This is a genomic window from uncultured Roseovarius sp. (assembly GCF_913057115.1).
GTDB lineage: Bacteria > Pseudomonadota > Alphaproteobacteria > Rhodobacterales > Rhodobacteraceae > Roseovarius.
Map to the genome: position 1 here is coordinate 1 of NZ_CAJXNN010000048.1, position 20,773 is coordinate 20,773.

Here is a 20,773-nt window from a genome sequence, read left to right on the forward strand (position 1 = left end):
GCCAATCACACTTCGATACATCATGATCTCGAAGGTATCGAGTTCAAAGCTGACTTCACGGCCCGCGATGGCCATGGTGGAAAAGGAGAGGACCGCGCCCAGCATCCAGAGCGCCGCGCGAATGACCGCGGCGGGATCGTTTTGGGCGGGCGCTTTTGGGGTCACTCCCACTCGATCGTGCCGGGCGGTTTGGAAGTGACGTCATAGGTCACGCGGTTGATGCCCTTCACCTCGTTGATGATGCGGGTCGCGGTTTCGCCAAGGAAATCGTGGGAGAAGGGGTAGTAATCGGCGGTCATCCCATCGACCGAGGTCACGGCACGCAGGGCGCAGGCGTAGTCATAGGTGCGCCCGTCGCCCATCACGCCCACGGTGCGCACAGGAAGGATGGCGACGAAGGCCTGCCAAATCTCATCGTAAAGCCCATGTTTGCGGATTTGGTCGATGTAGACCGCATCGGCCTTGCGCAGAATTTCCAGCTTGTCGCGCGTGATCTCACCGGGGCAGCGGATGGCAAGGCCCGGCCCGGGGAAAGGGTGGCGCCCGATGAAAGAGGCGGGCAGACCCAGTTCATGGCCTAGCGCGCGCACTTCGTCCTTGAAAAGTTCGCGTAGTGGTTCAACCAGTTTCAGGCCCATCTTTTCGGGCAAGCCGCCCACGTTGTGGTGGCTTTTGATCGTGACCGAGGGACCGCCGGAGAAGCTGACCGATTCAATGACGTCCGGGTAAAGCGTGCCTTGGGCCAGAAACTCGGCTCCTTCGATGTCACCGGCGTATTTCTGGAACACGTCGATGAAGAGGCGGCCAATGGTTTTTCTCTTTTCTTCCGGATCGCTTATGCCTTCAAGTTCACCCAAGAAGAGGTCGGATTCATCCGCGTGGATGAGCGGGATGTTGTAGTGATCGCGGAACATGCCGACGACCTCGTCGGCCTCGTTGAGGCGCAAAAGTCCGTGATCGACGAAAACACAGGTCAGTTGATCGCCGATGGCCTCGTGGATCAGGACCGCGGCAACGGAGCTGTCGACGCCGCCCGAAAGGCCGCAGATCACCTGTTTGTCGCCCACCTGTTCGCGGATCAGGCGGATCGCCTCGTCTTTATAGGCGGCCATGGTCCAGTCACCCTTGAAGCCGGCCAAACGCACGAAGTTTTCGTAAAGCGTTTTGCCGTTGGGGGTGTGGTGCACCTCGGGGTGGAACTGCACGGCATAGAAATTGCGGTTGAGGTCGGCGGTGATGGCAAAAGGCGCATTGGGGGAGGTGCCATAGACCTCAAAGCCCGGGGCGATGCTGCTGACGTGGTCGCCGTGGCTCATCCAGACTTGTTCGCGTTCTTCAAGGAACCAGCCGGTGAGCAGATCGATTCGCTGTTCGGAGGGGGTGACATAGGCGCGGCCGAATTCGGCGGTGCCATGGCCGCGTTCGACGCGACCGCCCAGCATATGCATCATCACCTGTTGACCGTAACAGATGCCCAAGATCGGCACGCCCAGATCGAACACCGCTTCGGGCGGGCGGGGTGACCCTTCGTCGATCACGCTGGCCGGACCGCCGGAGAAAATCACGGCTTTGGGCGCAAATTCCTTGAGAAAGGCGTCGGTGACGTTCTGGAAGGGATGGATTTCACAATAGACGTTCAATTCGCGCAGGCGGCGGGCGATCAGCTGCGTCACCTGGCTGCCGAAGTCTATGATAAGAAGGCGGTCGTGCGATGTCTGGCTCATGTCTTGCCTAGTAGGCCCGGGGCGCGATTTGCGCAAGGGGCCAATGGGAATCTGCAAAAATCGACACAAGCTGTGGTGCCATATGTCGCTATAGCACCTGAAAGGGCGCAAATCTCCGATGGAGGGGGGAGGTGCTGCGATAATATCTCGGGAAGCTGCACCCGAGGGGGGTGCAAATCATTGCAGGGGTAAAACATGGCCGAAGCAGCAACCCGTAGACGTGGCCGTGGCGGCGGTGGAGCCGCCCGCCGGGCAGAACGGACCGCCGTCAGCGTCGAGACCGCCAAGTATATCGAGCGGAACATTCCGCTTTACGAAGTGCTGGACGAAGAGGCGCTTGAGATTATCGAGACAAACGCCGAAACGATTCTGGAAGAGATCGGCGTCAACTTCGTTGAAAACCCTGCCGCGCTGGACCGCTGGCGCGAGGCCGGGGCGGATGTTCAGGGCGAACGCGTGCGCATTCCGCGCGGTTTGGCCCGCAAGCTGTGCTCGACCGCGCCGTCGCGTTTTACCCAGCATGCGCGCAACCCGGAACGGAATGTCGAGATCGGTGGTAACACGCTGGTCTGTGCGCCGATTTACGGCCCGCCCTTCGTGCGCGATATGGAAGGTGGCCGCCGTTATGCCACCATGGCCGATTTCGAGCGCTTCGTGAAACTGGGCTATATGTCAAAGTGGTTGCACCATTCCGGCGGGACGGTGTGCGAACCCACCGATATTCCGGTGAACAAGCGTCACCTCGATATGCTGCACGCGCATATGACCCTGAGCGATAAGCCTTTCATGGGCTCGGTCACAGACCCCAGCCGTGCGCAGGACAGCGTTGAGATGTGCGAAATCCTGTTCGGTAAGGATTTTGTGCAGGACAACACGGTGATGACCTCGCTTATCAACGTGAACTCCCCCATGACCTTTGACGAGGTGATGATGGGTGCGCTTGAGGTCTATGCCAAGAACAACCAAGCCTGCATCGTGTCGCCCTTTATCGTCGGCGGGGCGATGGCCCCGGTATCGGTCATGGGAACACTGACCCAGGTGCTGGCCGAAGTGATGGCCGGGATCTCCTATAGCCAATTGGTGCGCCCCGGTGCGCCGGTGATTTTCGGGGCTTTTGTCAGCTCGATCGACATGAACAGTGGTGCACCGACCTTTGGGACACCGGAGGCCAGCCAAATCATCTATGGCGCCGGGCAATTGGCCCGCCGGATGGGGCTGCCGTTCCGGTCGGGTGGGTCGCTTTGCGGCTCCAAGCTGCCGGATGCACAGGCGGCGTATGAAACAGCCAACACGCTGAACGCTGTTTTGCTGGGTGGTGTGAACTTCATGTTGCACAGCTGCGGCTGGCTTGAGGGTGGCCTTGTGGCCAGCTTTGAGAAATTCGTCATGGATGCCGACCAGCTGGGCGTTTTGCACAAGCTGGCGGCGGGTATTCCCACGGATGAAAACGGGCAAGCCATGGAAGCAATCCGCGAAGTGGGCCCCGGAGGTCACTATCTTGGCTGCGCGCACACGCAAGCCAATTTCAAAGAGGCGTTCTGGCGCTCGGATGTCTTGGATTACAAGCCTTTCGAGACATGGCATGAAGACGGTGAGCGCGACACCATGACCTTGGCCAATGCCAAGATGCACCAGATGCTGACCAACTATCAGCAACCTGCTTTGGACCCGGCGATTGCAGAAGCACTGGCGGCTTACGTGTCCCAGAAAAAAGACTCGATGCCGGATGCTTTCACCTGATGACTAAACGCGCTGGCGTGCTTGCCGAAGCAAGCGCGCCTCGCCCATCATCGCAATAAGAATGTCGACGTGACGGGCCGGGGAATACCCGGCCCCTTCGTTTTTGCGACATTCGTTGATCTCTGCCTCCAACTCCATCAATTGCATCAGGGCAGCTCCACTAGAAGCGGGTGGGATGTCTCCGATCAGCCGCTGAAGATGCGTTCCTCGGCGATATTCCTGTGCCCCGATACGGGCGGTGCGGATCAAAAGCCCAGGCCGCCTGACTTCGTGAAGTCGAGAAAGAATGTCTTTCATTGGTTTGCTCCCGTACATGAATGGACGGGGATAAGTTTGCACAACTTAAAGGGGTGTTGCGTCAGGTCACTTTGGAGCGAACGCTGGCTTTTCCGTTTATTTACAATTGGGAAACCATTTTTGACCGGTCGTTAAAGACTATGAACCGGCAAGAAGTGCTCGCAAAGGTTGTGTTAATGGTTGTGGATAAGTGGGTGGAAGGCTTGAAATCACGGGAGGGACCATATGGCGAACGGATCAATCCAACCCTTTGGGAACGAGGGGGGCGGTGCCGTGCCATCATGGGTGCCACGTGCCGCATTGCATTATTTGGCGCATATTGAAACAGGGGCGTCGATACGAGCCATTGCTCGCGAAGCTGGCTGCCACGCCTCGACCATTCTGCGTCAAATCCGAGCTTGCGAAACCAAGCGTGATGACCTGCTTTTCGATCACGCTTTGCGGCGTTTGGGACAGCGCGTGGCAGCCCCGCGCACCGGTTCTTCAAAAAAGGAGAGCCTTATGATCGCTTGTACAAATAAGCCCGACCACCAACAAAAGGCACCGCTGAGCGAAGAGCGTTTGTCCGCGGAATCCTTGACGATTTTGCGCCGTCTGAGCGAGCCCGGTGCACTCTTGGCCGTTGCGCAGGACATGCAAAAGGCGATTGTTATCCGTGATGCCGGGACAGACGAAGAATCTCATACGGCTGTCGTGGATAACGAGATTGCCGAAGCGATGGCACTTAAACAATGGATTTCGTGCGATGTTCCGGGTCGTGTCTCTCGATATCAAATAACCCGCGAGGGGCGGCTGGCCCTGAATCGGATGATGGCGGGGGCAGAAAACCGCGCCTCAGGCTTTGCCGAGGCCAGAGCCCAGTTTCAAGGCAAGACGCGTCTTGAGCCCCATGAAAAACCCGAGCAACCGTCTGTGCGTAAGCGTGTCCGATACAGTAGTGCAGAGACACCGATTGCCGCTCTGGCGCGTCGCAAGGATAAGGATGGGCGTCGGTTTTTATCGCAAGACCTGGTTCGTTCAGGCGAGCGTTTGCGTGAAGACTTCGAACTCGCCGGTTTGAACACGCTGACTTGCCGGACAGTCGACAGCTTTATCAAATCCCAATCAAACTTGCCGCAGGCCGCTGATCGCAGCCAACGGGCAGCGCGTGAACGTGTCTTGATTGCCTTGCGCGAATTGGGGCCGGGATTGGGCGATGTGGCCTTGAATTGCTGCTGCCATCTAGAAGGGCTTGAAAAGGCGGAGAAACGCATGGGTTGGTCCGCGCGATCGGGAAAAATCGTTTTGCGCATCGCGTTGCAACGCCTCAAACGGCACTATGAAAGTGCCGGGGAGCAATCCGGACTGATGGGTTAGCCACCCACGATCCAGCCGACGGAAAAGGCGACAACAGCACAAACTGCGCCGACCAGTACGGTTTCTCCGATGGATCGCGCGATGCGCTCGCGCGTCGCGCTCCACCGCAACAGGCCAAGTCCGATGAGCGCGCTCAGCGTGGCTGCGACCGACAACAGGAAGGTCGTGTCGGTAGGTTCAAGCAAGAAGTATGGCACAAGTGGAATGGCCCCGAAGAGGACGAAAGACAGAAAAGTGAACAAGCCGTTGAGGGCAGGACTGTCTTCGTCGGGATCCTGCATTCCGAATTCATAGGTCATCATCAGATCCGCCATGATTTTTGGGTGACGGGATAGAATGGCCGTTGTCGTATCCGCTTCACCGGCGGGCAGGCCACGCTGGCGTAAAATCTCAAAAAGCTCCATCCGTTCTTGTTCGGGGTTTTCTTCAATCTCGCGCATTTCGCTTTCGCGGCGTGAGCGGTAAAGATCATGCTGTGACCGGGCGGACAGAAACTCACCCAAACCCATGCTGACCGCGTCCGCGAACAAATTCGCCAAACCGAATACCAGTACGGCCACACCACCGATTTGAGCGACGCCATCCGCAGCAGCCCCTGCAAACCCGGCAACGATCGCGAATGTCGTTACAATGCCGTCATTCCCGCCATAAACAATCTGCTTCAGGAATTCTTGCGTTTGGCCAAGGGCATGTGCCTCGCGCCGATGGGCCTGCCAATCCATATTTGCTCCGATGGGTTTGGTGCGAAATTTGCGGGAAAAATACCTGACGGAGCGTCTTGCGCAATCAATTTGCCCCATCTGCCGTGATTAAGGGCCGACCCGCCCCAAAATAGGGCGAGCCGGTAAGCAACTTAACACCTTGAAACGCGGTGGGCACTCGTTATCCGGGCTGCAATGTGACCGCATGGCGGTTATGCAGAACTGGTACTCCCCACCGCTGTGCACTATAGTTATGCAGTGTTACCAAACCATTCGCGGGGAAAAATTCGTGCGAGACCTCAAGATTCCGGATCAACGCCATCCCGAAAAGGCGCACCGCCCGGACAATGCACAGCCCAAGAAACCGGACTGGATTCGCGTTAAGGCGCCTTCCGGAAAGGGCTATCACGAAACCCACAAGATCATGCGTGAGCATAACCTTGTGACGGTCTGCGAAGAGGCGGGCTGCCCCAATGCCGGGGAATGCTGGAGCCAGGGTCATGCCACCATGATGATCATGGGCGACATTTGCACCCGTGGCTGTACCTTCTGCAACGTGGCCACCGGCAAGCCCGAAGCGCTGGATGTGTTTGAGCCGGGCAGGGTGGCGGATGCTGTCCAGAAACTCGGGTTGAACCACGTGGTGATCACCTCGGTCGACCGCGATGATGTCGACGACGGCGGGGCCGAACATTTCGCGCAAACAATTCGCGCCGTCCGACACCGCAGTCCCGGAACCACGATTGAAATCCTGACGCCCGATTTCCTGCATTGTGCGCCCGAGGTTCTGGAAACCGTCGTGGCCGCCAAACCCGACGTGTTCAACCACAACCTTGAAACGGTACCCGCGCTCTATCCGTCGGTTCGCCCGGGCGCGCGGTATTTTCATAGTCTGCGGTTGCTGCAACGGGTGAAAGAACTTGATCCAAGCATGTTTACCAAGTCGGGCATCATGGTCGGGCTTGGCGAAGAGCGTCAGCATGTGCATCAGGTGATGGATGATATGCGGGCCGCGGATATCGATTTCCTGACGATCGGCCAATACTTGCAGCCGACGCCAAAACACCATGTGGTGGATCGCTTCGTGCACCCGGATGAATTCAAGGCTTACGAGAAAGCTGCGTATGGCAAAGGATTTTTGATGGTCTCTGCCACACCGCTGACGCGGTCGTCCTATCACGCCGGTGATGATTTTGAACGTTTGCGCGAAGCGCGGCTTGAACGTCTCGCACAAACCGGAGCCTAAACGGTCTTAAACGCTGTAAAAAAAACACCGGCCGTTTGGCCGGTGTTTTTTTTTGTATCCGGATTACTTGATGTATCTTATCTGCCCCAACTGCGCACCGGGCCGCAATCCATGTGAACGAAGTTCGACCCTGAATATCGGCCTACGCCACCGCCTTTGCAAGATATGGCGGCACGATACATCTGGCTCACGGACCGCGAGTTGAGCCGCAAGTCCGCCGCTTGTCCACGCAGGTGCCGCGAGTTCTTGGCGACACCGCTCGACCGGCGGCGCAGCATGGCGTTGGTTTTCGGACTGCGATACCCGGAAAGCAGCGTGTAGGGTTCGTTGACATCCAGCAAGTTATGGCTGGCGGCCATGATGTCGATGGTGCGCAGGTCGATGTTGTGAACGTCATTCGTGCGCCAATCGCGCATGAAGAGGTTGATCTCGCGCACCGCGTCTTTGATGTAATTGCCTTCGATCCAATAGATCGTGTCGATGCTCTCGCCTGTTCTTGGCGACGTCATCTTGATCCGGCGGATATCGCCACCACCACGCAGGAAGCCTGCTGCATTGGAATAGGTAGGGGCCGCCGTTACTGCGGTTGCTGCAAATGCACCCAGCAAGGCGCGCCGCGTCATGCTCAACGAGCTGTGGTTCGTCATATGAATAGCGCCTGTCCCGTCGCTTACCTGTTTGCCGCCGTTTGGGCGGACCTGCCATCTCATCCCCAGATGCGCGAACTGTATGGCACAATCAGAATCACGGACCAAGAGAAGTTTTGTTAGAATTGATTCTAGCAAGAAATTTCGGCGGGATTTTGCGCAAAAATTGCGAGCTGTGCCCAAATTGCGTGGAATCCGATGCGACAAGGCCGCAATTTGGGCCGATGATTTAGCGCTGTCGAAGATTTGAATGGACAGGACTCGTTCTGCCAACCACAGAGAATGACAAAGCTTTTGCGCGAATTGGTGAAGGGAATGACGATGACACAGGTTTCGGTCAAGGGATTTGGACGCTGGCTGCTGTTTAGCATGGCCATACTGCTGGGACTGGTCGCCATGCCACGTGATGGTGCCGCTCAGGTCACGGCGTTCAAGCAGGCCGTCGCCGAGGCCGCTGCCAGGGACCGTGACATGGCTGCATTCTATCAAGCCAACAATTACGAAGGCATTTGGACCGGCAACGCCGGCAAGGACCGCCGCAGACGTGCTGCGCTTTTTGATGCAATCGCAGCGGCGGATGACCATGGGCTGCCAGCCCGACGGTACGATGCCGAAGGTTTGATGGAAAAACTCAAATCGGCCCGGACGGCGCGTGACCGCGGGTTTGTCGAAGTCGAAATGAGCCGTACCTTTCTTCAACTCGCCCGCGACATGCAGACGGGTGCTTTGATCCCTTCGCGTGTTGATGGCGATATCAAACGGCAGGTTCCATACAGGGAAAGAGTTTCGTACCTGACCAATTTCGCGAAAAGCAATCCGAGAGGGTTCTTCCGCGCGCTGCCGCCCAAGACCAATGAATACGCCCGTCTGATGAAGGAGAAAATCCGGCTTGAGCGCCTCATGGCCTCGGGCGGCTGGGGGCCGTCGGTGCCATCAGAAACTCTGAAACCCGGGCAATCTGGTCCCGCGGTGGTCGCGCTGCGCAATCGCTTGATGGCGATGGGGTTCCTACGCCGCTCGGCCAGCCAAACCTATGACGAAACGCTTCAATCTGCCGTTCAACAGTTCCAGGCCGCGCATGGACTTGAGACCGATGGTGTTGCAGGCCCTTCGACGATCAAGGCGATCAATACGCCGGTACAGTCGCGCCTGCAATCTGTCCTCGTGGCCATGGAGCGAGAGCGGTGGTTCAACACCGAACGAGGCAAGCGCCACATCTTGGTCAACCTGACTGATTTCACGGCGCGCATTGTCGATAGTGACCGTGTCACCTTCAGCACACGCGCGGTCGTCGGCAAAAACCAATACGACCGCCGCAGTCCAGAGTTCTCGGACGCGATGGAATACATGGTCATCAACCCCACGTGGCATGTTCCACGGTCGATCGCAGTGAAGGAATACCTTCCGAAGATGAAGCGAAACCGAAATGCCGCTGGCCATCTACGCCTTTACAATAGCCGCGGCCAGCAGGTCAGCCGGAGTGCGATCAACTTCAACGCCTACAATGCATCGAATTTCCCCTTCGCGATCAAACAGCCGCCTTCGAGCCGGAATGCGCTTGGTTTGGTGAAGTTCATGTTCCCCAACAAATATAACATTTATCTGCACGATACGCCCAAGAAGAGTCTGTTCCAACGCGCGCAGCGTGATTTCAGCCACGGCTGTATCCGCCTGCACCAGCCGTTCGAGTTCGCGTATGAGATTCTGTCGAAACAGGAAAGCAATCCTAAGGCGTTTTTCCACGCAAAGCTGGATACAGGTCGCGAAACATATGTTCATTTGGAGAAAAAAGTGCCGGTTCACATCATCTATCGGACTGCCTTCACCCAAGCCAAAGGGCCAACGCAATACCGCAACGACGTTTATGGCCGTGACGCGCGTATCTGGGACGCGCTCAGCAAGGCAGGGGTTTCGCTGCGCGCTGTTCGGGGCTAAACCCGTCCCCGAACAAGGGGGCGCTCATGGCCTATACGATTGAACAAATTGCGACGGCACTTGGAGCCAAGGCCCTTGGTGCCGTTGATATTGTGGTGGATAGCGTCGCTGAACCAGCAGACGCATCACCCACACAATTGGCCCTTGCCATGAAACCGGAGTATGCCGAGGCTCTGCCAAAGGGCCGTGCGCGTGCAGCCATGCTGTGGGAGGGCGCAGACTTGCAGGCCTTCGGGCTTGATGCGGCGATCATTTCTCCAAGGCCACGATTTGCCTTGTCGGGCCTCAGCGCCATGATGGATCCCGGCCAAGGGTGGGACGAGGGTATTCATCCGACTGCGGTGATTCACGAAACGGCAACTCTTGGCGAAGGCGTTTCTGTCGGACCTCTTTCGGTGATCTGCAAAGGCGTGGTTATCGGGGCTGGCACCACCATTGGGCCGCAATGCTTCGTTGGTGCGGATGCAGAGATCGGCGAAAGCGGTTTCCTTCGCGAAGGGGTGCGCATTGGAGCGCGAGTTCGGATCGGCAAGCGCTTCATTGCTCAACCCAGCACAGTGATCGGGAGCGATGGTTTTTCCTATGTCACGCCCGAGGTTTCCGGCCCTGAAAAGGTGCGCCAAACCCTCGGGGACCAGGGTGAAATCAAGGCCCAGAAACATGCACGCATTCACTCGCTTGGAGCCGTATCCATCGGTGATGATGTGGAGGTCGGCTCGAACTGTGCCATCGATCGCGGTACCGTCCGCGATACCGTCATTGGCAACGGCACCAAGATCGACAACCTCGTGCAAATTGGGCACAATTGCATCATCGGGTCCGATTGCTTGCTTTGTGGACAGGTCGGTTTGGCCGGTTCGGTCAAGGTCGGCGATAACGTCGTCATGGCAGGGCAGACCGGAGTGGCGGACAATATTTTCGTGGGTGACAACGTCATCACAGGTGGCGCGACGAAACTCATGTCAAATGTTCCAAAGGGGCGCGTCATGCTCGGGTATCCCGCGATCCAGATGGACTCCCAGATGGAAATCTACAAGGGCTTGCGCAGGCTAAAACGGCTGTTCAAGGATGTCGCAGAGCTTAAGAAAACTGTTTCAAACCAAAGTCAGAGTGACTAAATCCAAATCGGACAATCCCAAAAGGTTACGCCCATGAATATCAAGGATCGTGTCATCCAAATCATTGCAGAGCAGGCGGTTCTGGAACCCACGGATGTGAAGATGGACAGCACCTTGGAGGATCTTGGAATCGATAGCCTCGGCCTTGTCGAAAGCATTTTCGCCATCGAGGAAGAGTTCGACATTTCAGTGCCATTCAACGCGAACGAACCCGAACAGAGCGACTTCGACATTTCTTCGGTCGCCTCGATCATCTCCGGTATCGAGACCTTGGTGAAAGAACAGTCGTGAAGCGTGTCGTCATCACCGGTGCAGGGACGATCAATTCGCTCGGCCAGAATGTCAAAGACACGCTTGGGGCGATGCGCGAAGGACGCTGCGGAATAAGTGATCTTGAATTCCGCGACGTGGACCGTTTGGCCATCAAGATTGGTGGTCAGGTCAAAGGATATGACCCTGAAACGCGCTTCAACCGCCAGCAGCTTGCCCTCTATGACCGTTTTACGCAATTCACTCTGATTGCTGCACGTGAGGCGATTGGCCAGTCCGGGCTTGAATTCTCGGGTGAACTGGCGGCCCGAGCTGGTGTGGTCTTGGGCAATTCCGGGGGCGGTATGACCACCCTCGATGATAACTATCGAACCGTCTACGAAGACGGCAAGAATCGCGTTCACCCCTTCGTCGTGCCGAAGTTGATGAACAATGCGGCGGCCAGTCATGTGTCGATGGAGTTCAACCTCAAAGGGCCCAGCTTTACCGTCGCTACAGCCTGTGCAAGTTCCAATCACGCCATGGCGCAGGCCTTCCAGATGGTACATGGCGGTCTGACACCGGTCATGATTACCGGCGGCTCGGAGTCGATGCTCTGCTTTGGCGGCGTCAAAGCCTGGGAAGGCTTGCGCGTCATGTCCAAGGATGGGTGCCGCCCATTCTCCGCCAACCGCAATGGCATGGTGCAGGGTGAGGGGGCAGGCGTCTTCGTCTTCGAAGAATACGAACATGCCCGCGCGCGCGGTGCTGAAATCCTCGCCGAGGTTGCAGGCTATGCTATGTCGTCGGATGCATCCGATATCGTCATGCCTTCGAAACAGGGCGCGGCGCGGGCCATTCGTGGTGCGTTGCGGGACGCCCGCATTGATCCAACCGAAGTCGGTTACATCAACGCACACGGCACGGGAACGGCAGCAAATGACAAAACCGAAAGTGCCGCCGTGGCGGATGTATTCGGCGCACATGCCGATGCCCTGATGATTTCTTCGACCAAGTCAATGCATGGTCACCTTATCGGCGGGACAGGCGCCGTGGAATTATTGTCGTGCATCATGGCCCTGCGTGATGGTGTGATTGCGCCAACCATCAACTACGATGAACCCGATCCAGAATGCGCCTTGGACGTGGTGCCGAACGAGGCGCGCGAGGCAAACGTCGAGGTTGCCCTCTCGAACGCATTTGCTTTTGGAGGGCTGAACGCGGTCTTGGCGCTGCGACGCCACAGCTGAGCCAAAACAGGCTTTCAAAACGAAAAAACGCCGCGGTCCCAATCGGCCGCGGCGTTTTCCTGTTCAGGAGATTGGGAGATCAGTTTTGAGCCACTGAAACCTTGTCATAGGCAGCGGTGAACCCGTTAAGAGAGGCCTTGATATTGACCGTCTGATTTGGTGCCTGTGCCGGGATGATCTGCAAGTTTGCCGTCGCTCCCGCCTTGAATGCATCGATCTCAGCTTGGGTCAGGCCAACCTGTGCAAAGCAACCCGCCATCGAGCAAAAGCGGAATGGGTAAACCCGCGCCTTGCCGCCATCGACCGAGATTTTCAATTCCTCGGACAGCAGCGTGCCCAGCGGAACGACGATGGTCGCCCCAGCCACGGCTTGCGAGCCTTCGGGAAGTCGGAAAAGGCTGAACTCGGCAACGGGGTTGCCCGCGTCCTCGCGCAACAATTGATACATCTGGCAGGGGTCTTCCTCGGCTTCGCTGCGGAAGCACTTCATCTGCCAGTCGCCGAATTCTTCCTTGATGTAGGTTGGGTCCTGTTGGGCCTCTTGGCCCATGTCAAGCGCCTCGCTTTCAGCAGGCTCAGCTGCGCCGGGGTCGCCGGCAGCCTCATCGCTTGTCGTTTCTTCGGTGGTGGTGGTCGCTTCGGCCTCGGTCGCCGTTTCGGCGCCTTCGGCCTGGTCCGCGCTGTCTTCCTGCGCCGTGACGGCGCCTCCGATCGTCAGCAACATGATGAGCGGCAAAGTCGAAAGAAGTCTGGGCATTTTGTCCCCGTTTCAATTGTCTCAATAAGGTCAGGCGCGACTTATCACGACGCCAAGGGCATGTCAGGGTAAAACTTCGGCGCTTGCCACGGATCAAGGCGGATTTCCGCTGCAACAAAAGCGCGCAACATATTGTTTCATCCGGACAAAAAGAAAAAGAGACCTCTCGGTCTCTTTTCCTGTATTCTCCCTGCCGGACTGGCCGACTTAGTCATTGACCGTGACGCTAAGACAGTTGCAGAGACCCGTCAACAGCCAACCTGCACAAATCCGACAGATTCTTTTTCTTGAGCGAACAAAAAGGGCCGCACCCGAAGGCGCGGCCAGTCTGACAGGGAGGAAGTCACCCGACCCCAAGAGGACACAAGGCATCGGGCAAAATTGACACTGGCAGAGAAAAGTTAAGCGAGTATGTTCAGATCGTGGAAAAATCGGGACAGGGGCTTTGATGTGGAAAATCATGTGTTCGTTGGCGGGGGTGGCCCCGAATATGGGGTCAAACAAGGACTGTTATTGGAGTATGCCAATCGTCACGGGCTGATTGCAGGGGCCACAGGAACCGGTAAAACCGTCACCCTGCAAATTCTAGCGGAAGGATTTTCCAAGGCAGGGGTGCCGGTATTTCTATCTGATGTGAAGGGCGATCTTTCGGGGTTGGCGGCGTCTGGCAGCCAAGGCTTCAAATTGCACGAGGCCTTCATGAAACGCGCCGGAACCATCGGTTTCGACAATTACAGCTACGAATCTTTCCCGGTTACCTTCTGGGATCTATTTGGCGAACAAGGCCATCCCATTCGTAGCACCGTCGCTGAGATGGGGCCTCTTTTGTTATCGCGGCTCATGAACCTGAGCGACGCCCAAGAAGGTGTGCTTAATATTGCCTTCCGCGTGGCCGATGAGCAGGGTATGCCGTTGCTCGATCTCAAGGACCTGCAAGCGCTTCTGGTCTGGGTGGGCGAGAACGAGGATGAGCTTTCCCTGCGCTATGGGAATGTTTCGTCCCGCTCTGTCGGCACGATACAGCGCGAGTTGCTGGTTCTGGAAAATCAGGGGGCTACTCAGTTTTTTGGCGAACCCGCGCTGGAGCTGTCGGACCTCATGCAATGCACACCCGAAGGGCAGGGGCGGATCAATATCCTGAGTTCCGACCGCCTGATGCAGTCGCCGCGCCTTTACGCCACTTTCCTTCTGTGGTTGCTCAGCGAACTCTTCGAAACCCTTCCCGAAGTGGGCGACCCGGACAAACCCAAGCTGGTTTTCTTCTTTGACGAGGCGCATTTGTTGTTCGACGACGCGCCGGATGTGTTGCTCGACAAGGTCGAACAGGTGGCGCGCCTGATCCGTTCAAAGGGGGTGGGCGTCTATTTCATCACCCAGAATCCCGATGACGTGCCGGACGATATCCTTGGCCAATTGGGCAACCGCGTGCAACACGCGCTACGAGCCTTTACCGCGCGGGATCAAAAAGCACTCAGGCGCGCGGCGGAAACCTACCGCCCCAATCCGCGTTTCGAGGTGGCTGATGCGATTCGCGATGTGGGGGTTGGCGAGGCGGTGACATCCATGCTCGAAGACGATGGCGTGCCGGGTATTGTGGAACGCACCCTCATTCGGCCGCCATCCTCGAAGCTGGGTCCAATTTCGGAAGCAGAGCGCAAACAAGTGATCGCGGCCTCGCCCGTCGCAGGCAAGTACGAAGAAGTGCTGGATCGCCACTCGGCCCATGAAATCCTGGCCGGTCGCGCCGAGGAAGCCGCCCGTGAGGCCGAAGAGGCCGAACGTGCCGCCGAACAGGAGTCCGCAGCAATGCGTGAGTTCAACGCCGCGCGCCGCTATTCCGGCAAAGGCGTCACCCGGTCGACCAGCAAACGCAAGGACGAGGGCGGCCTCGCTTCGGGTATTGGCGAGGCGTTGACCCGCGCCGTGGTCAAGGAACTCAAAGGCACCACTGGACGCCGGATCGTGCGTGGCATTCTTGGCGGTCTGTTCAAGGGGCGCTGACTACGAAGTCAACGAGTCTGCCAGATCGTCGCGAAAGGCGGCGTACATCGCTTCGGCGCGACGAATGCGAGATGACGAAAGGCCCTGTGTTTCCACGCGCAATAGCACCTCGCACCCCATCATGAAGGGCAGGGCAAAGCGCCGTTCAAAAGCACTGAGGCCGAAGATCTCTTCCATGTTCGCAAGGCCGATGGCATCGACGCCCAAGCGTGCCTTGCCCGATGGCAGCATGCCGCGCCGCCCCATATGTACCAGAAACCGGGCCATATCCTTGTAAATCGGCATTCGTGCCGATCCACCAGTATCAATGCCAACCAAATCACCATGACTTGCCATCAGGTTATTGGGATGGAAATCTCCGTGCGAAATGGCAGTACGCCATTCGGCACCGTCCATACGATCAGCCATCTGATGTAAAAGCGCGATAATCTCCGACTCGATCAACCGGAGTGCATCGAAGGCTTGTCGGCCCGCGGCGCGTTCCGCCTTCGCCAGCCAACGTCGATGCCGCGCGCCGCGCCACTCTTCGGTCGCTCCGGTGTACAGACGCAACCATCGTGCCGCTGGCTCCAGATACCGGGCCCGGTCTGCTTTGTCGCTTTGCCACAGCTTTTCCAAAAGCGGCGTTCCTTCCGCCCGTTCCACGACCATGAGGTTGTGCGTCGGGCAATGGTGAAATGGTTCGACCACGCGGTATGGGCCTTGCGACATAAACGGCCAGATCCGTTCAAGCTCGTTCCATTCGCGTTGCGACAAGGCCGGGTCGTCCTCAAGAAACATCCGCACAACTGCCGGTCGCCCGCCCATGCGGCAAGCGATGATTGCGCGCTTGCCCTTGACCAGCCGAAGGATTTCTTGAATCTCGACGGTTTGCAGAACTGGATCGGCTGTTTGTGCAGCGCTAAACCGTTCGGTGACTTGCATTATCCGCTCTATATCATCGGCGACTGTCTGGGGGGCTTTGCTCATGACTTCAGAATTCCCCAGCCCGCATTCCCCGTCAACCGAATTGAACCTGCCCGGCAGCCCCGCTAGAGTGATGTCAAATCAGCAGCCACAGGATCAATGCGATGTCTGACACTCCCGTTTCCGAAATGTCTTTTGAAGCGGCCATGCAAGAACTGGAACAGGTCGTTGGCAAGCTGGAACGCGGCGATGTGGCGCTTGAGGAATCGATCACGCTTTATGAACGCGGTGCTGAACTCAAGAAACGCTGCGAGGCCAAGTTGAAAGAGGCCGAGGAAAAGGTCGCCGCCATCACGCTTGATGGCGAAGGTGCGCCGTCCGGAACCACGCCAGTTGACGCGGGCTGACCTGCCGTCATGGACACCTTCCTTTCCGGGCGCAAGTTTGACCGTTACGATGATCTTGAACGGCGGCCTTTCGAAGGCGCGTTGAAGCGCGCCCAAGCGTTGATTTCTGCGGCGAAGGATGAGGCCTTGGGGCAGTCTTTCCATCCCGAGCTGACCGGCGCCATGCGATACGCGCTTGCGGGTGGCAAGGGGTTGCGGGCATTCTTGGTGCTGGAATCCGCCCGTATGAACGGGGTCGATACGCGCATGTCCCTAGGCCCCGCGCTTGCGATCGAGTGTATCCATGCCTATTCGCTGATCCACGACGATTTGCCCTGCATGGATGACGACGACCTGCGCCGGGGGCAGCCCACAGTGCACCGCAAATGGAATGAACACACTGCTGTACTGGCGGGCGACGCGCTGCAAACTCTTGCTTTCGATTTGCTCTGCCAGCCGGGTTACGCTGACCCGCGTGTGCAGGTAAAACTGGTTCGCACTCTCGCCATCGCGGCCGGTCATAATGGCATGGTCGGCGGCCAGATGATGGATATCGCCGCTGAAAGCCGTGAAACGCCTTACAGCCTGACGCAGATAAAACAGGTCCAACAGGGCAAAACCGGGGCCTTGATCCGATGGTCGGCGCGGGCCGGCGCGCTTCTGGCCGATGCGAATGACGCGAAGTGGCAGGCGCTTGATACCTATGGCGAATGCCTTGGGCTGGCCTTCCAAATCTGGGATGACGTGCTGGATGTCGAAGGCGATGCCGAGGAAATGGGCAAGGCCGTGGGCAAGGATGAAACGCGTGGCAAAGCGACCTTCGTCAGCCACATGGGCCTTGATGGGGCCAAGAAATATGCTGCCGAACTCGTGCACAATGCCTGCACAGCGCTAGATATATACGAAGAGCAGGGTGAGTGCTTGCGCGAGGCCGCCCGCTTCGTTATCTCGCGCCGTGTGTAAGAAAGGCGTTAGCCATGTCGCAGCCACCGCTGACCCCGAACCCCGAAACGCCGCTTTTGGATCGCGTGCAATCGCCCGCCGATCTCAAGGCGTTTTCTGACTCCGAGCTGACCAAGCTGGCGCATGAGCTGCGCGCCGATACCATCGCCGCCGTGTCGCAAACCGGCGGGCACTTGGGCGCGGGGCTGGGGGTGGTGGAACTCACAGTGGCGCTGCATGCGGTCTTTGACGCGCCGCGTGACAAGATCATCTGGGATGTCAGCCACCAATCCTACCCGCATAAAATCCTGACAGGCCGGCGCGACCGTATGCGCAGCTTGCGGCAAAAGGATGGGCTGTCGGGTTTCACCAAGCGCTCTGAGTCGCCCTATGACCCCTTCGGCGCGGCCCATAGTTCGACCTCGATCAGTGCCGCGCTTGGTTTTGCCGTGGCGCGCGATCTGGGCGGGGCTTGCGACACCGGGCACGGCGATGCCATCGCAGTGATCGGGGACGGGGCCATGTCGGCCGGCATGGCCTTTGAGGCGATGAACAACGCCGGTCACCTCGGTAAACGCCTGATCGTCATTCTGAACGACAACGAGATGTCAATTGCCCCCCCCGTCGGGGCGCTCTCGTCCTACCTTTCGCGGCTTTATGCCGGTGAGCCATTCCAGGAATTCAAGGCCGCAGCCAAGGGCGCGGTCTCGCTTCTGCCGCCTCCCTTCCAAGAAGGGGCCAAGCGCGCCAAGGAAATGCTCAAGGGTATGACGGTAGGTGGTACGCTCTTTGAAGAACTGGGATTCAGCTATGTCGGCCCTATCGACGGCCATGACATGGACCAGCTCTTGCCGATCTTGCGCACCGTGCGCCAGCGCGCCAACGGCCCTATCCTCATTCACGTCTGCACCAAGAAGGGCAAGGGATACGGCCCCGCCGAAACCCGCAGCGATGGCGGCCATGCCACGGCGAAGTTCGATGTGGCCACCGGCGAGCAAAAGAAAGCTGCTTCGAACGCGCCAAGCTATACAAAGGTCTTTGCCGAGGCGCTGATGCAAGAAGCGGCCCTTGATGACAAGGTCTGCGCGATCACCGCTGCCATGCCCGATGGCACCGGGTTGGACCTTTTTCAAAACCGCTATCCCAGTCGCTGCTTTGATGTCGGGATTGCCGAACAACACGCCGTGACATTCTCCGCTGGCCTAGCGGCCGGTGGGATGAAGCCCTTTTGCGCGCTCTATTCGACTTTCCTGCAACGGGGTTACGATCAAGTCGTCCATGATGTCGCGATCCAGCGCCTTCCGGTCCGCTTCGCCATTGATCGCGCCGGGCTTGTCGGCGCCGATGGGGCCACCCACGCCGGAAGTTACGATGTCGCCTATCTCTCAAATCTTCCCGGTTTTACGGTCATGGCCGCCGCGGACGAGGCGGAACTGAAGCATATGGTCGCCACCGCTGTGGCGCATACCGAAGGACCAATCGCCTTTCGCTACCCGCGTGGTGAAGGTGAAGGCGTTGACATGCCCGAGCGCGGCGAGGTTCTGGAAATCGGCAAGGGCCGCATGATTCAGGAAGGTAGCCGCGTCGCACTACTGTCCTTCGGCACACGTCTGGGCGAAGTGATGAAAGCCTCCGAGGCCCTTACCGCGCGCGGCATTACCCCCACCGTGGCCGATGCCCGCTTTGCCAAGCCCCTCGATACCGCACTGATCCTTGATCTGGCTGCGGGTCACGAGGCCCTGATCACGATCGAGGAAGGCGCAATCGGTGGCTTTGGCAGCCACGTCAGCCATCTTCTGGCCGAACACGGCGTGTTCGACCATGGGCTGAAATTCCGCTCCATGGTGTTGCCCGATGTCTTTATCGACCAAGCCACGCCGGAAGACATGTACGCTACCGCTGGCCTTAATGCCGCCGATATCGAAGCGCGGGTTCTGGATGTGCTGGGCGTGGCGCGGATCGACAGCAAGCGCGCCTGAGGCTATTGGGCCGCGGCGCCCACGACCTCCGACAAGCGCAACAAATCTTCCGACAGGGGGCTGGACTTGCGCCAAACCATGCCAACCGTCCGCCCCGGTTGCGGGTCGTCGAACCGCGCGAGGCTGACATTGGCCGAACGGGTCTCAACCGGCACGGCCATTTCCGGTATCAAAGTCACGCCAAGCCCGGCTCCGACCATCTGCACCAAGGTCGACAATGAACTGCCATCCAGACCTTCGCGCTCCCGCGACTGCGCCAAATGGCAAAAGGATAGGGCCTGGTCGCGAAAACAGTGACCTTCCTCCAAAAGCAATAACCGCATTTGCCGCAATGTCTCGGGGCGCGGCACCGGGGCATCACGCTCAGCCTCCGGGCGCACCAATAATAGGCTTTCGTCAAACAGCGACACTTCGATCAGCGATGGCTCGGAAACGGGCAGGGCGACAATAGCCGCATCCAACCGTCCTTCGCCCAGTTCTTCCAACAATCTCGGGGTAATGGTCTCGCGCACATGCAGGTCCAGATCGGGATATGCTGCCGTCAGCGCTTCTATCACGCGCGGCAGCAAGTAGGGCGCGATCGTTGGAATGACGCCCAGTCTCAATGACCCCGACAAGCCGGACCCGGCCACACGCGCCATTTCCGAAAGCTCATCGACCGAGCGCAACACATCCCGCACCCGGATTGCGAAGTCTTCTCCAAACCGGGTCAGGCGAACCTGTCGCGCACCGCGTTCGAACAGAACCTGCCCAACTGCCGCCTCCAACTCGCGGATTTGCACGGACAAGGCTGGTTGCGAAATCGCACAAGCCTCTGCGGCGCGGCCGAAATGCCCATGATTTGAAAGGGCAATAAAATAACGTAATTGTTTCAAAGAGAAGTTATCCATAATCTTTGCTTATCAAAGCAATCAGAAAATGCAACTTAATCCAATGAGCCTAGTTTGTTAGAGTGATTCTAAAGACATGTGGGGGAAGTCAGTTGTATCTAGGCGGCCTTCGCACGCGGTCTTTGAACCAGAGCCTACAGACATATCAACCATCGGAGATGAAAATGGACGGAAATGATGTGAACACATCGGGGAAATGCCCTGTCATGCATGGCGGCATAACCTCCCACGAGACCTCGAACATGGAGTGGTGGCCGAACTCTCTCAACCTCGAGATTCTGCATCAGCACGACACCAAGACCAACCCGATGGGGCCCGATTTCAACTACCGCAAGGAGTTGGAAAAGCTGGATGTCGACGCGCTCAAGAAAGACATGCACGCGCTGATGACCGACAGCCAAGACTGGTGGCCGGCTGACTGGGGCCACTATGGTGGATTCATGATCCGGATGGCGTGGCACGCCGCAGGCTCCTACCGTCTGGCCGATGGCCGTGGCGGCGGTGGCACCGGCAACCAACGCTTCGCGCCGCTCAACTCCTGGCCCGATAACACCAGCCTCGACAAGGCCCGCCGCCTGCTCTGGCCGATCAAGAAGAAATACGGCAACAAGGTTTCCTGGGCCGATCTTTTCATCCTGGCCGGCGATAT

The 20,773-nt window shown here is 58.1% G+C and carries 19 protein-coding genes and 1 pseudogene; 12 read left to right on the forward strand and 8 right to left on the reverse strand.

Annotation, left to right across the window (positions count from 1 at the left end; genetic code table 11):
• Both QZ498_RS15290 and guaA read right to left on the reverse strand, forming a co-directional pair.
• Positions 1–105 (reverse strand): annotated as a pseudogene (locus QZ498_RS15290) (EamA family transporter); the annotation flags it as partial.
• Positions 106–161: 56 nt separating this feature from the next.
• A complete protein-coding gene (guaA, locus tag QZ498_RS15295; RefSeq protein ID WP_294623781.1) occupies positions 162–1,724 on the reverse strand; it encodes a glutamine-hydrolyzing GMP synthase in 1,563 nt (520 codons plus the stop codon).
• Positions 1,725–1,919: 195 nt separating this feature from the next.
• On the opposite strand from guaA, the gene QZ498_RS15300 reads away from it, so the two are divergent.
• A complete protein-coding gene (locus tag QZ498_RS15300; RefSeq protein WP_294623783.1) occupies positions 1,920–3,464 on the forward strand; it encodes a trimethylamine methyltransferase family protein in 1,545 nt (514 codons plus the stop codon).
• Positions 3,465–3,467: 3 nt separating this feature from the next.
• Here the strand turns inward: QZ498_RS15300 and QZ498_RS15305 are convergent, their stop codons facing one another.
• Positions 3,468–3,761: a DUF6477 family protein gene (locus tag QZ498_RS15305; protein ID WP_294623785.1), complete on the reverse strand. Its 294-nt coding sequence runs from the start codon at positions 3,759–3,761 to the stop codon at positions 3,468–3,470.
• A 273-nt stretch (positions 3,762–4,034) separates the two neighbouring features.
• On the opposite strand from QZ498_RS15305, the gene QZ498_RS15310 reads away from it, so the two are divergent.
• Positions 4,035–5,117 carry a DUF6456 domain-containing protein gene (locus QZ498_RS15310; protein ID WP_294623787.1) on the forward strand — a complete coding sequence of 361 codons (1,083 nt, stop codon included), beginning with the start codon at positions 4,035–4,037 and terminating at the stop codon, positions 5,115–5,117.
• Here the strand turns inward: QZ498_RS15310 and QZ498_RS15315 are convergent.
• Complete coding sequence (locus QZ498_RS15315) at positions 5,114–5,839, reverse strand: VIT1/CCC1 transporter family protein (RefSeq protein WP_294623789.1); 726 nt, start codon at positions 5,837–5,839, stop codon at positions 5,114–5,116. The genes QZ498_RS15310 and QZ498_RS15315 overlap by 4 nt on opposite strands.
• Positions 5,840–6,107: 268 nt before the next feature.
• Between QZ498_RS15315 and lipA the strand changes: the two genes are divergently transcribed.
• A complete protein-coding gene (gene lipA / locus QZ498_RS15320; protein ID WP_294623791.1) occupies positions 6,108–7,064 on the forward strand; it encodes a lipoyl synthase in 957 nt (318 codons plus the stop codon).
• 77 nt (positions 7,065–7,141) lie between these two features.
• Here the strand turns inward: lipA and QZ498_RS15325 are convergent, their stop codons facing one another.
• Positions 7,142–7,711, reverse strand: coding sequence for a DUF882 domain-containing protein (locus tag QZ498_RS15325; protein WP_294623793.1), 570 nt, complete (start codon positions 7,709–7,711; stop codon positions 7,142–7,144).
• 369 nt (positions 7,712–8,080) lie between these two features.
• Here QZ498_RS15325 and QZ498_RS15330 point away from each other — a divergent pair, with 369 nt between their 5' ends.
• From QZ498_RS15330 to QZ498_RS15345, 4 genes are read left to right on the forward strand one after another with little or no spacing between them, the layout of a single operon-like run.
• Entirely contained in the window at positions 8,081–9,646 is a 1,566-nt protein-coding gene (locus QZ498_RS15330; protein WP_294623813.1) for a L,D-transpeptidase family protein, read from the forward strand.
• Between the two features lie 26 nt (positions 9,647–9,672).
• Entirely contained in the window at positions 9,673–10,764 is a 1,092-nt protein-coding gene (gene lpxD / locus QZ498_RS15335; RefSeq protein WP_294623795.1) for a UDP-3-O-(3-hydroxymyristoyl)glucosamine N-acyltransferase, read from the forward strand.
• A 33-nt stretch (positions 10,765–10,797) separates the two neighbouring features.
• On the forward strand, positions 10,798–11,055 hold the full coding sequence (locus QZ498_RS15340) for an acyl carrier protein (protein WP_294623797.1): 258 nt from the start codon (positions 10,798–10,800) through the stop codon (positions 11,053–11,055).
• A complete protein-coding gene (locus QZ498_RS15345) occupies positions 11,052–12,263 on the forward strand; it encodes a beta-ketoacyl synthase (RefSeq protein ID WP_294623799.1) in 1,212 nt (403 codons plus the stop codon). The genes QZ498_RS15340 and QZ498_RS15345 overlap by 4 nt, the downstream gene beginning before the upstream one ends.
• Before the next feature lie 79 nt (positions 12,264–12,342).
• Here QZ498_RS15345 and QZ498_RS15350 read toward each other — a convergent pair whose 3' ends face one another.
• Positions 12,343–13,020 carry an invasion associated locus B family protein gene (locus QZ498_RS15350; RefSeq protein WP_294623801.1) on the reverse strand — a complete coding sequence of 226 codons (678 nt, stop codon included), beginning with the start codon at positions 13,018–13,020 and terminating at the stop codon, positions 12,343–12,345.
• Between the two features lie 450 nt (positions 13,021–13,470).
• Between QZ498_RS15350 and QZ498_RS15355 the strand changes: the two genes are divergently transcribed.
• Positions 13,471–15,021 (forward strand): helicase HerA-like domain-containing protein, encoded by a 1,551-nt coding sequence (locus QZ498_RS15355; protein WP_294623803.1) that lies wholly within the window; start codon positions 13,471–13,473, stop codon positions 15,019–15,021.
• Here QZ498_RS15355 and QZ498_RS15360 read toward each other — a convergent pair whose 3' ends face one another.
• The gene (locus QZ498_RS15360; protein WP_294623805.1) at positions 15,022–15,990 is read right to left on the reverse strand and encodes a phosphotransferase; all 969 of its coding nucleotides are present in this window, start codon (positions 15,988–15,990) and stop codon (positions 15,022–15,024) included. It lies immediately after the preceding gene.
• Positions 15,991–16,091: 101 nt separating this feature from the next.
• Between QZ498_RS15360 and QZ498_RS15365 the strand changes: the two genes are divergently transcribed.
• From QZ498_RS15365 to dxs, 3 genes are read left to right on the forward strand one after another with little or no spacing between them, the layout of a single operon-like run.
• Entirely contained in the window at positions 16,092–16,334 is a 243-nt protein-coding gene (locus QZ498_RS15365) for an exodeoxyribonuclease VII small subunit (protein WP_294623807.1), read from the forward strand.
• A 9-nt stretch (positions 16,335–16,343) separates the two neighbouring features.
• Positions 16,344–17,276 carry a polyprenyl synthetase family protein gene (locus QZ498_RS15370; RefSeq protein ID WP_294623809.1) on the forward strand — a complete coding sequence of 311 codons (933 nt, stop codon included), beginning with the start codon at positions 16,344–16,346 and terminating at the stop codon, positions 17,274–17,276.
• Between the two features lie 29 nt (positions 17,277–17,305).
• Positions 17,306–19,234: a 1-deoxy-D-xylulose-5-phosphate synthase gene (gene dxs, locus QZ498_RS15375; protein WP_294623816.1), complete on the forward strand. Its 1,929-nt coding sequence runs from the start codon at positions 17,306–17,308 to the stop codon at positions 19,232–19,234.
• Positions 19,235–19,236: 2 nt separating this feature from the next.
• On the opposite strand, the gene QZ498_RS15380 is transcribed toward dxs, so the two are convergent.
• Entirely contained in the window at positions 19,237–20,124 is an 888-nt protein-coding gene (locus QZ498_RS15380) for a LysR substrate-binding domain-containing protein (protein ID WP_294623811.1), read from the reverse strand.
• Between the two features lie 164 nt (positions 20,125–20,288).
• Between QZ498_RS15380 and QZ498_RS15385 the strand changes: the two genes are divergently transcribed.
• Positions 20,289–20,773, forward strand: a 485-nt coding sequence (locus tag QZ498_RS15385; RefSeq protein ID WP_367117658.1) for a peroxidase family protein, incomplete at its 3' end; no start/stop codon positions are given.